Origin of the sequence: Campylobacter sp. RM10537, from assembly GCF_022369435.1 — a bacterium.
In the GTDB taxonomy this organism is placed as follows: Bacteria; Campylobacterota; Campylobacteria; order Campylobacterales; family Campylobacteraceae; genus Campylobacter_D; species Campylobacter_D molothri.
This window is the reverse complement of the sequence record NZ_CP059597.1, coordinates 1,140,502-1,152,546: the sequence shown is the minus strand read 5'-3', so window position 1 is coordinate 1,152,546 and position 12,045 is coordinate 1,140,502. Positions and strand designations below refer to the sequence as shown.

Annotated in this window: 11 protein-coding genes; all 11 read left to right on the top strand. The window is 28.3% G+C overall.

All coding sequences use genetic code 11. The features are described 5' to 3' along the window. Positions 1-201: 201 nt before the first annotated feature. On the top strand, positions 202-627 hold the full coding sequence (gene rplM, locus CMOL_RS05835) for a 50S ribosomal protein L13 (RefSeq protein WP_137621578.1): 426 nt from the start codon (positions 202-204) through the stop codon (positions 625-627). Between the two features lies 1 nt (position 628). Beyond that, positions 629-1,018 carry a 30S ribosomal protein S9 gene (rpsI, locus tag CMOL_RS05830; RefSeq protein ID WP_200281969.1) on the top strand — a complete coding sequence of 130 codons (390 nt, stop codon included), beginning with the start codon at positions 629-631 and terminating at the stop codon, positions 1,016-1,018. Positions 1,019-1,134: 116 nt separating this feature from the next. Next, positions 1,135-2,097, top strand: coding sequence for an OmpA family protein (locus CMOL_RS05825; RefSeq protein ID WP_239820093.1), 963 nt, complete (start codon positions 1,135-1,137; stop codon positions 2,095-2,097). Further along, positions 2,097-2,744, top strand: a complete 648-nt coding sequence (locus CMOL_RS05820) for an HAD family hydrolase (protein WP_239820092.1) — start codon at positions 2,097-2,099, stop codon at positions 2,742-2,744. The genes CMOL_RS05825 and CMOL_RS05820 overlap by 1 nt, the downstream gene beginning before the upstream one ends. Positions 2,745-2,821: 77 nt before the next feature. Further along, entirely contained in the window at positions 2,822-6,385 is a 3,564-nt protein-coding gene (gene nifJ, locus CMOL_RS05815; RefSeq protein WP_200281976.1) for a pyruvate:ferredoxin (flavodoxin) oxidoreductase, read from the top strand. Between the two features lie 51 nt (positions 6,386-6,436). Beyond that, positions 6,437-6,730, top strand: coding sequence for a transformation system protein (locus tag CMOL_RS05810; RefSeq protein WP_200281994.1), 294 nt, complete (start codon positions 6,437-6,439; stop codon positions 6,728-6,730). After that, positions 6,708-8,126 (top strand): pilus (MSHA type) biogenesis protein MshL, encoded by a 1,419-nt coding sequence (gene mshL / locus CMOL_RS05805; protein ID WP_239820091.1) that lies wholly within the window; start codon positions 6,708-6,710, stop codon positions 8,124-8,126. The genes CMOL_RS05810 and mshL overlap by 23 nt, the downstream gene beginning before the upstream one ends. Next, complete coding sequence (locus CMOL_RS05800; protein ID WP_239820090.1) at positions 8,119-8,715, top strand: ATP-binding protein; 597 nt, start codon at positions 8,119-8,121, stop codon at positions 8,713-8,715. Before mshL ends, CMOL_RS05800 begins: the two co-directional genes overlap by 8 nt. Beyond that, positions 8,712-9,296: a transformation system protein gene (locus CMOL_RS05795; protein WP_239820089.1), complete on the top strand. Its 585-nt coding sequence runs from the start codon at positions 8,712-8,714 to the stop codon at positions 9,294-9,296. The genes CMOL_RS05800 and CMOL_RS05795 overlap by 4 nt, the downstream gene beginning before the upstream one ends. Further along, entirely contained in the window at positions 9,289-10,845 is a 1,557-nt protein-coding gene (locus CMOL_RS05790; protein WP_239820088.1) for a GspE/PulE family protein, read from the top strand. Before CMOL_RS05795 ends, CMOL_RS05790 begins: the two co-directional genes overlap by 8 nt. Then, entirely contained in the window at positions 10,832-12,010 is a 1,179-nt protein-coding gene (locus CMOL_RS05785) for a type II secretion system F family protein (protein WP_239820087.1), read from the top strand. Before CMOL_RS05790 ends, CMOL_RS05785 begins: the two co-directional genes overlap by 14 nt. The last annotated feature ends 35 nt before the right edge of the window (positions 12,011-12,045 follow it).

The following is a 12,045-nucleotide window of genomic DNA, read 5'->3' as shown; positions in this document are numbered from 1 at the left end:
AATAAAGCATTTTGATAAACTTTTATAGCCTTTAGAGATTAAAAATTTTAATATTTTCTATAAAAAGATAAAAATTTTAAACTATAAAAAATACATATATAATATTAATATTATTATTTCTTTATTTAAACTTAAATTAAGTAAATATTAATATTATTTTTTATACAATCACATTTTAAATTTTTGGCAAAGGTAAAAAATATGACAAAGATAACAAAGCCAAACGAAGTAAAGCGAGAATGGATTGTTTTAGACGCAGAAGGAAAAAGATTTGGTCGTCTTTTAACCGAAGTAGCGACAATTTTAAGAGGTAAAAATAAACCTTGTTTTACACCTAATGTTGATTGTGGAGATTATGTAATCATTATCAATGCATCAAAAGCTGTATTTACAGGTGCTAATAAGGCTGAAGATAAGCTTTATCATAGACATTCTGGATATTTTGGAAGTGTAAAAAGTGAAAAATTTGGAGATTTGCTTCAAAAAAATCCTGCTAAATTATATAAATTAGCAGTTAGAGGTATGCTTCCTAAAACAAATTTGGGTAGAGCAATGCTTAAAAAATTAAAAATATATGCTGGCAGTGAGCATCCACATACAGCACAAATTGCTAAAGAAGGAAAATAATATGGCAACAACATATGCAACAGGTAAAAGAAAAACTGCTATTGCAAAAGTTTGGATAAAACCAGGTAGTGGCAAAATCAGTGTTAATGGTGTTGATCTAAATACTTGGCTTGGTGGACATGAGGCTATTAAGCTTAAGGTTGTTCAACCTTTACTTGCCACTAAGCAAGAAACTTCTATGGATATTAAAGCGACTACTCTAGGTGGTGGCTATAGTGCACAAGCTGAAGCTTTAAGACATGGTATTGCAAGAGCTTTAGCAGCTATGGATGCAGATTTTAGAGCCTTATTAAAACCAAAAGGACTTCTAACAAGAGATAGCAGAACTGTAGAGCGTAAAAAATACGGTCGTCGCAAAGCAAGAAGAAGCCCTCAATTTTCTAAACGTTAATTCTTACAGCGAGAATTTTCTCGCTGCATATTTTTATATTCTAATTTTTTCTTTCTTTTTCTATTTTTATGCTATAATCTTTATGTTTAAAATTTATTATCAATTGAAGGATTTTTATGAAAAGGTTATTGCTAGGTTTAAGTTTAGTAAGTGCTTTATTTGGTGCTGATCAAAATATTAAATTTGAAGTGACTCCAACTTTCAATTATAATTATTTTGAGGGTAATTTAGATATGAAAAATCATTATGCTCCTGGTATTCGACTCGGTTATCATTTTGATGATTTTTGGCTAGATCAAGTGGAATTAGGTTTTGAATATTATTCAAATGTAAAATATACTAATAGTAACAAAACTACAGATATATCAAGAACTTATTTAAATGCGATTAAGGGATTTGATTTAAATAAAAGATTTTATTTTTATGGTTTAGCTGGTGGCGGTTATGAGAATTTTTCTAATGCTGCTTATGATAATAAAAGTGGCGGATTTGGACAATATGGAGCTGGGATTAAATTTAATTTAAGTGATTCTTTGGCTTTAAGACTTGAAACAAGAGATCAAATTGATTTTAATGATGCTAATCATAATTGGGTTACAACCTTAGGCATTAGTTTCGGTTTTGGTGGAGAAAAAAAACAAAGTATAAAAAATGAATCTACACAGCCTTTAGCTAGACAAATTGAAGAAAATACTCAAACAAAAACATATGTATTTGATGAGAGTGGCAAACAAAAAATCATTTCTCTAGAGGGACATTTTGGCTTTAATAAAACCAATATTAATCCAGTTTTTAGTCAAAAAATTAAGAAAATTGCTAAGATCTTAGATGAAAATAAAAATTACAATACTATACTTGAAGGGCATACTGATAATATAGGTTCAAAAATTTACAATAAAAAGCTTTCGGAAAAACGTGCGCAAAGTGTTGCTAAAGAGCTTGAAAGATATGGAGTTGATAAAAATCGTATCAAGACTATAGGATATGGCGAAGAGCATCCTAGATCTAGCAATTCTACTAAAAAAGGAAGAGCCGATAATAGAAGAGTAGAGGCTAAATTTATACTCGAACAAAAATAATGAAATATACTATTTTATTTGATTTAGATGGCACTTTGATAGATTCAACAAATGCCATCTTAAATTCATTTAAAGATGCATTGAAAATTCTTAATTTAGATATCAAAGAAGATATAAAAATTAAAAATCTTATAGGTTATCCATTAAAGAATATGTTTGCAATGCTCTATCCTGATTATTTTAATTTAATTGATGAATTTGTTAAAATTTATCGAGAATGTTATTCTAAAATTTATTTAGAGCAAACAACTTTGCTTCCAAAAGTAGATCAAGCATTACATCTTGCTTATAATTTTGCTGATTTAGGCATAGTAACAACCAAAGGTGGAACCCTCACTCCTATTTTGCTTGAATCTTTAAACATTAAGAAATTTTTTAAAACTTTAATCACTCTTGATGATGTTAAAAATCCAAAACCAGATGCAGAACCTATACTTTTAGCATTAAATAGACTAAATAAAACTCAAGAAAATGCTTATATGATTGGTGATACTATTTTAGATATACAAGCTTCTTTAGCTGCTAATATTACCCCTATAGCTTTAAGTTGTGGTTATGGCGATGAAGATGAATTAAAAAAATACTCTCAAATTTTTCCAAATGCATATGAGGCAATTATCTATATACTAAATATTAAACAAATTTGAAGTTTTTGTTAAACACCTTTTAAGAGAATTCGTAGTATAGTCTTGCTGATAAAAAATATTGGTTAAGGAAGGTCTTAATGAGTAAAGTAATGAAAACTATGGATGGAAATGAAGCTGCTGCTTATGCAGCATATGCTTTTACAGAGGTAGCTGGTATTTATCCTATCACTCCAAGTTCTCCTATGGCAGATTATACAGATATATGGGCTGCTGCAGGAAAGAAAAATTTATTTGGAGTGCCTGTAAAAATAGTAGAAATGCAAAGTGAAGCAGGTGCGGCTGGTAGTGTTCACGGATCATTACAAGCAGGTGCTTTAACAACAACTTATACTGCATCTCAAGGTTTATTATTAAAAATTCCAAATATGTATAAAATTGCAGGACAACTTTTACCTTGTGTTATACATGTTGCAGCACGTTCTTTGGCATCTCAAGCCTTATCTATTTTTGGAGATCATCAAGATATATATGCAGCTAGACAAATTGGTTTTGCAATGCTTTGTTCTCACTCTGTTCAAGAAACTATGGATTTGGCTGGAGTAGCACATTTAGCTGCGATTAAAGGTAGAGTTCCATTTTTACATTTTTTTGATGGTTTTAGAACTAGTCATGAAATTCAAAAAGTTGAAGTGATGGATTATGAACATTTTGATAGATTATTGGACAGAAAAGCCTTATTAGAATTTAGGAATGGTGCGTTAAATCCAGAACATCCAAAAACACGCGGAACCGCGCAAAATGATGATATATACTTCCAAACTAGAGAATTAGCAAATCGTTTTTATGATGCTTTACCAGATGTTGTTAATGAATATATGCAAGAAATTTCAAAAATTACTGGTAGAGAATACAAGCCATTTACTTATTATGGACACAAAGAACCTGATCGTATTATCATTGCTATGGGTTCTGTGACTCAAGCTCTTGAAGAAGTTGTAGATTATTTAAATGCCAAAGGTGAGAAAGTTGGTGTTTTTAAAGTATATCTTTATAGACCATTTAGTTTAAAATATTTCTTTGATGTAATGCCAAAATCAGTCAAAAAAATTGCAGTACTTGACAGAACTAAAGAGCCAGGTAGCTTAGGAGAACCTCTTTATCTTGATGTAAAATCAGCTTTCTATGGAAGAGAAAATGCACCAATTATTGTAGGCGGAAGATATGGACTTTCTTCAAAAGATGTTGATCCTGCACAAATGATTGCTGTATTTGAAAATTTAAAACTTGATAATCCGAAAAATGGTTTCACAGTAGGTATAGTAGATGATGTAACTCATACATCTTTACCAACCGGTGAAAAAATTTCTCTTGGAGATGAAAGTACTATAGAATGTTTATTTTATGGATTAGGTGCAGATGGAACTGTAGGTGCTAATAAAAATTCTATTAAAATTATCGGAGATAAAACTGATTTTTATGCACAAGCTTATTTTGCATACGACTCTAAAAAATCAGGGGGTTATACAAGAAGCCATTTACGTTTTTCTAAAAAACCAATTCGTTCGACCTATCTTGTATCAACACCTCATTTTATAGCCTGTTCAGTAGCAGCCTATCTTGAACTTTATGATGTATTAGCAGGAATTAGAAAAGGTGGAACTTTCCTTTTAAATAGTATTTGGAGTGCTGAAGAAACTATCAGACAAATTCCTAATTCTGTCAAAAAGACTTTAGCAGAAAAAGAAATTAATTTCTACATTATCAATGCAACAAAATTAGCACGCGATATAGGACTTGGTAATCGTACAAATACTATTATGCAATCAGCATTCTTTAAACTTGCAAAAATCATTCCTTATGAAGATGCGCAAAAATATATGAAAGAATTTGCATATAAATCTTATAGTAAAAAAGGTGATGCTATTGTAGAAATGAATTACAAAGCTATTGATGTTGGTGCAGATGGGCTTGTAAAGGTAGAAGTAGATCCTAATTGGAAAAATTTAGAAATTAATAAAGAAAAAGAACAAACAAATGCTTATAAAGGTACCGAATTTGTTGAAAAAATTGTTAAGCCTATGAATGCTGCTAAAGGTGATGATTTACCTGTTTCAGCATTTTTGGGTTATGAAGATGGAAGCTTTGAGCACGGTACTACTGAATATGAAAAACGTGGTGTAGGTGTTATGGTTCCAAGATGGATTGAGGCAAATTGTATCCAATGTAACCAATGTGCTTCTGTGTGTCCACATGCTGTTATTAGACCATTCTTGATTAATGATGAAGAAATGGCAAAAGCTCCAAGAGGAGTTAAAGAGCATGCTCTAGAGGCTAAAGGAACTAAGGGTGAAAAATTAAGCTTTAAAATTCAAGTTTCTCCTCTTGATTGTACAGGTTGTGAGCTTTGTGTTCATGAGTGTCCAACTAAAGAAAAATCATTGGTAATGGTTCCACTTCAAGAAGAAATGGATTTTGGAGAGCAAGAAAATGCTGATTATTTATTTAAAGAAATTACCTATAAAGATGAAATTTTAAATAAAGAAAGTACAAAAGGCGCACAATTTGCACAACCATTATTTGAATTCCACGGTGCATGCCCAGGTTGTGGAGAAACTCCTTATATTACTTTAATTACAAGATTATTTGGCGAAAGAATGATTATAGCTAACGCAACAGGTTGTAGTTCAATTTATGGTGCTTCAGCTCCTTCTACTCCATATAGAAAAAGTGTTAAAAATGGACACGGTCCTGCTTGGGGTAACTCTTTATTTGAAGATAATGCAGAATTTGGTTTAGGTATGAAAGTTGCCACTGAAAATACAAGACACCGTATTGAAGCTATTATGAATGAAAATATGCAACAAGTACCTAATGCTTTAGCGGCGCTTTTTAAAGATTGGATTGCAAATAAAAATGATAGCGCTGCTTCAATTGAAATTAGAAATAAATTAGTTCCAATTTTAGAACAAAATAAAAATATTAAAGCAGTTCAAGAAATTTTAGATTTAAAACAATATTTAAGTAAAAAATCTCACTGGATTTTCGGTGGCGATGGCTGGGCTTATGATATTGGATATGGTGGTCTTGATCATGTTTTAGCAAGCGGAGAGAATGTAAATATTTTAGTGCTTGATACTGAAGTTTATTCTAATACTGGAGGTCAAAGCTCTAAATCATCTCGTACTGGAGCCGTAGCACAATTTGCTGCAGCGGGTAAACCTATTCAGAAAAAAGATTTAGGACAAATTGCAATGACTTATGGTTATATTTATGTGGCTCAAGTTAATTCTGCTGCAAATTATAGCCATTTAGTTAAAGCATTAGTTGCAGCTGAAGCTTATGATGGCCCTTCTTTGATTATTTGTTATTCTCCTTGTATAGCACATGGTATCAAAGGTGGTCTTGGTTACTCTGGAGAGCAAAGTGAACTTGCCACAAAATGTGGTTATTGGCCACTTTATACCTTTGATCCTCGTTTAGAAGAGCAAGGAAAGAATCCATTAACTTTAACTGGAAAAGAGCCAGAATGGGATCTTTATGAAAGCTTTTTAATGAATGAAGTTCGTTATAATGCTTTGAAAAAATCAAACCCAGAACATGCAAAAGAATTGTTTGAAAGAAATAAAAAAGATGCTCAACGTCGTTATAGACAATTAAAGCGTATTGCTATGGCTGATTTTAGCAACGAAGCTGAAAGCTAAAATTTGCAGCAAAGATTTTTTTGTACCATTTGTTTATGTTTTGCTTTTACAATGGCACAAGATGATTTTGAAGAGTATTTTAGATCTTTAAATTCCAAATGCAATATAGATCTTGAAAACCTTCAAAATCCTTTTTTAAATCCTACTTTTGAAAAGATCAAAAAACTCAATATAGCAGCTATCATGTTAAATCAAGTAAAAATCAATAATCATTGGTATAAAAAAGGTGATATAATCGATGGTGCCTTAATTGTTGAAATCAATAAAAAAGATATTGTATTGCAATATGATGCTTTAAATTTTAAAATCAATTTTAAAACCAATGATAAAATTAATATTTATTAAGCTTTTATTTTTTACTCAAATTCTTTATGCCTTAGATTGCCAAAAACGTTTATTTGATATTAATATTCATGAAAATACAACTTTAGAAGAAAGTCTTAGAGAACTTGCAAATTATTGTTCTTTTAGTATTATTGTCAAAGATAAGATTGCTAAAGAAAGATTAAAAACTATTCAAAATGATATTAATATACATCAAATGAGTTTAGATGAGATTTTTAATCTTTTGATTAAAGAGCATGATTTATTTTACGAATTTAATGGTAAGGTTTTAAAAATTTCAGCTTTAAAGACAAAAATTTTTAAAATAAGTTATATTACTTCAGTTAGAGAAGGGCAGAGTATTACCAAAGCTTCGGTGGATGCAAAACCAAGGCAAAGTGAATTTAAAACTTCATCTGAAGATAATGAAGATAATATGATTAAAAGCATGGAAAAATTTGATTTTTGGCAAAATATAGAAAAAGAAATTACCATGTTGATTAATTCTTCCTATGAAACTTATGAAACAAAGGCACCAATAGTCAATTCAAATGCTGGAATTATAATAGTTACAGGTACTCATACTCAACTAGAACGAGTTGAAAAATATTTGCAAAAACTTGAAAATCGTTTAAAAAAGCAAGTGATTATTGATGTAAGTATTATTGCTGTTAATCTTAATAAAAGCCATTCTAGCGGTATAAATTGGCAAAATTTTAATTTAGATTTTAATTCTAAAACAAAAAGTGGTGAAAATTCTTTTATTCATTTTCAAAATGGAAAAGGTTTTATAAAAAATTTAGGTTTTAGGGCAAATTTAAATTTTGAATCTATTATTAATTTTCTTTCCCAAAATGGAAAAACTTATGTACTTTCCAATCCTAAGCTTATGGCTTTAAATAATCAACAAGCCATTATTTCAGTTGGAGATACAATTAATTATCAAGTTAAAGAAAGCTCTAAAGGAACAGAAAATGGAACAACTGTGAGTGAAAGTTATAGTAATTATTCTATTTTTATAGGAATTTTGCTTAATATTTTGCCAGAAATTTCTGATGATGGTAGAATAATGCTTAGAATTAACCCAAGTTTGAGTGATTTTAAATATCCAGAAGATAAAAAAAGACAAAAAGATCCACGCACTATTGCTCCAGATACAATACAAAAAAAGTTATCAAGTGTTGTACAAGTTGAAAATAATCAAACTCTTATTTTGGGTGGACTTATTTCAAGAAATGATGGTGAAAATAAGAATTCTGTTAATTTTTTATCCAATATTCCTTTAATAGGATCTTTATTTAAATCCAACGAGGAAATATCTGATGTTACAGAAATTGTTTTTATTATAACACCCACTATAGTCGATAATGCTAATTTTCCAAGTCTTAGGGATTTAGGATTTAAATATTATGAGTAAAATTATTAGTTTAAGAGAAGAAATTTTTTCAAAGATCAATGAGAGTTTAAGACACAAAACCTTAATTTTAATATGTGGTTTGAGTGGTAGTGGTAAAAGTGTTTTATTGCAAAGAATAGCAAAATATCATGATATTGATTATATTGATGAAATTTTTTCAGATGAAAAAGAATTCAAGGATATTATTAAAAAAAGAAAAAAGGACGTTTTAATTCTTGATGAAGTGGGCATGTATGAGGTAAAAATATTAGAACTAATTCGAATTTATAGCGATCAAATGAGTTTTATACTGAGTTCTCATAAAAAAATAGATCTTTTTAATAAAGATTATTTTAAAAGTCGTTTTGAAACAATTTTTTGGCTTGAAAAACTTAATACTCAAGAGCTTCATCAATATATCCAATTAAAATTTAACATTAATTTTTCTAATAAAGCAATGAAAATAATAATGAAATTTTATAAAGGAAATTTAAGATATGTTGATAAAATGCTTAAAAGTTTTTATGAGCTCAATCTTTATTTTAAAAATACAAAAAGCCAAGATTATGTACTAAAGCTTTGTGCTTTGGAAAATGGATTTTTAAAATGAATTTACAAGAAAGAGTGCGTGAGCTTGAGAGCGCTTATAAAAAATATTTGTTGAAAAAAATTTTTAAAATTTTATTTTATTTTCTTTTTACTGCTTTATTAATTGGTGTTATTTTTTTAATTGTGCAAAATCATTATAAACAAAAATCAATATCCTCTGAAGCTTTAAATTATAAAAAAAAGTTAGAGCAAAATATCATAAAAGCTAAGATTTTACAAGAAAAAAATAAAATAATCAGGGAAAAATTTATACAAGAAAATAATATCACCAAGGCAAGCAATTCTAAGATACAAATTGATTCTAAAGTATTTAATATTGCTATATTAAAAAATAGTTTTTATAAAAATCCTAATTATGAGCGAGCTTTAATTTTGGCTCGAGAATATTATCAAATCAAGGATTATAAAAAATCTATTTTTTGGGCATTAAAAGCTAATGATATTGATAAAAAAGCTGAAGATTCTTGGTTAATATTTGCTAAGGCTCAAATAGCTTTGGGTTATCAAGATGAAGCTAAAAGAGCTTTAGATGCCTATTTGGATTCTTATGGATTAATTGAAAAAGAGTTAGAAAATGATTGATCAAAATTTATTTGAAGATTATTTAAGTCAAAAAATAAATCTTGAACAAATTTATCAAAATTTTAGTATAAAAAGTGAAGATTTTTTAAAAGCTTTAGCATCTTTTTTAAATATAAAATTTATTGAGTTAAATGAATTTGATGAGAAATTTTGTGAAAATTTTCCCTTTAGTATTCTTTTAAAATTTGAAGTTTTACCAATAAAAAATGAAAATATTTTATATATAGTCGGTGCAAAACCTTGCTCTTTAGAGCTTTTAGAGCAAATAAAAATTTTTACAGATATTGAAAAAATAGAAATTGCACTTGCTGATGAGTTTAAAATTATAAAATTTTTAAATATTCTTCGTATTAAAGATGAGCTAAAAAAACTAAGTATTAAACTTAAACTTGAATGGCAAGAAGGTGTAAAAGAAAATCAAACTTGTATCAGTCAAATTTTTTACTTTATCCTTGAAGAAGCACTTAAAATAAATACAAGTGATATTCATATAGAATCTAGAATAAATGATGCCTTGATAAGATTTAGAGTGGATGGGATTTTAAAAAAATTTGTTAATCTTGAAAAAGATATTTATGAAGCTTTGATTTTTCATATTAAATTTTTAGCACATTTAAATGTAGCAGAATCAAGAAAAGCCCAAGATGGTAGTTTTGAACTTGAATTTAAAGAAAATAAATATGATTTTAGAATTTCATCATTGCCTCTATCAAATGGTGAAAGTGTAGTTATAAGGATCTTAAAGCATAATAAAGAAATTTTAGAACTTGAAAAATTAAATTTAGGAAAGATTAATATTGATATTTTGAAAAAAGCTTTAAAATCACCCCATGGAATGATTTTGCTAACAGGTCCAACTGGAAGTGGTAAAAGTACTACTTTATACGCTTGTTTGAATGTGTTAAAGAGTATAGAAAAGAAAATCATTACAGCAGAAGATCCTATAGAATATAAAATGCCTCTAATTCAGCAAATTTTACTTAATCCTAAGGCAGGATTTGAATTTAATAATGCCTTAAGAGCGATTTTAAGGCAAGATCCTGATATTATTATGATAGGTGAGATTAGAGATGAAGAAAGCCTTGATATAGCCTTGAAAGCTTCTTTAACTGGACATTTGCTTTTAAGTACCTTGCATACAAATGATGCACTTTCGACTATAGATAGACTTTTAGATATGAAAGCAAAACCTTATTTAATCGCTTCTGCACTTAGCGTGATTATCGCACAACGTTTGGTTAGAAAGCTTTGTCCAAGGTGCAAACAAAAGAGTAATCAATACAAACAATTTCAAGGGAATTTTTTTGAAGCTAAAGGTTGTGAATATTGTCATCAAAGCGGATTTATAGGTAGAGAATTAGTTGGTGAGTGCTTAAAGGTAGATGATGAGATTTCTCAAGCTATTCGAGAAAATAAAAGCAAAAATGAAATTTTAGCACTTGCAAAAAATAAAGGTTTTCAAACTATGTTTGAACAAGGTTTGCAAAAAGCAAGAGAAGGTATTACAAGTATAGATGAGCTCTTGAGGGTTTTAAATGAAACTTTATGAGCTTGAAATCATTAAAGCGCAAAAAAGATATAAAAAACTCATCAAGGCTGAAAATTTAAACACTGCACAAGCTAAAGCTTTGGATAAAAATTGGAAAATTATTAGCATTAAAGAGAAACAAAAAAATTATGTTAGAAAAATAAATAGCGAGTATTTTATACTCTTTTTTAAAGAATTATCTTTGCTTTGTGAAGCTGGATTAAGTATACAGGAAGCTTTTAAGGAGCTTGTAAAAATTCATTCATTTAAAGGTATAAATAAAGTTCTTGATAATTTACTTTTAGGACAAAATTTAAATCTTGCTTTTGAAAATGCTAATTTTGGACTAAATTATGCAGAATTAGCCCTAATAAAAACGGCACAAAGCACTGGGAAATTGAGTGAAAATTTTTTACAAATTGCTAAACTTAGAGAAAAAAGTTTAGAAAATAAAAAGAGATTTAAAAAGGCTATGCGATATCCTTTATTTGTTTTTATTAGTATTTGTGCAGCTTTTATTTTTTTGATGCTTTTTGTAATACCTAATTTTAAAGATTTATTTGAAAATTTAAATATTAATCTACCTTTAATAACCATTATAATGCTTCAAATTTATGATTTTTTGCAAAATTACGTTATTGTATTTGCTTTTTTATTGGTATTTATTTTTATCTTTGTTTATTTTATGTATAAAAAATCTTATTTTTTTGCCTATATTTGTGATTTTATTTTTTTAAAAATACCTTTATTTTCAAATTTCATTATTTATAGTCAAAATTATTATTTTTTTATGGTTTTTTCTTTACTTTTAAAAAATGGAATTTCACTTTCTAAAGCTTTTAATTTAGCAATTTTAGGACTTGAAAATAAACAAATTATCTCAAAATACAAAAAACTTCTATCTTTTATAGATTCTGGACTTGAAATCACTCATGCTTTTAAGAAAATAGGCATATTTGATCCTTTGGTTCTTTCTATGCTCAATATTGCGATGAAAAGTTCAAAACTTGAATTTTTAACTGAGGAAATTTCAAAATATTATGAAAATAAAATGGAAAATCTTATAGATAAATTTTTAATTTTACTTGAGCCTTTGATGACCTTATTTGTCGCAATTTTGGTTTTATTATTAGCTCTTGGTATTTTTTTGCCGATATGGGAGCTTAGCTCTGGAGCAAATTTTTAATTTATTAATGTTTCTTATACTTATAAATATTATTT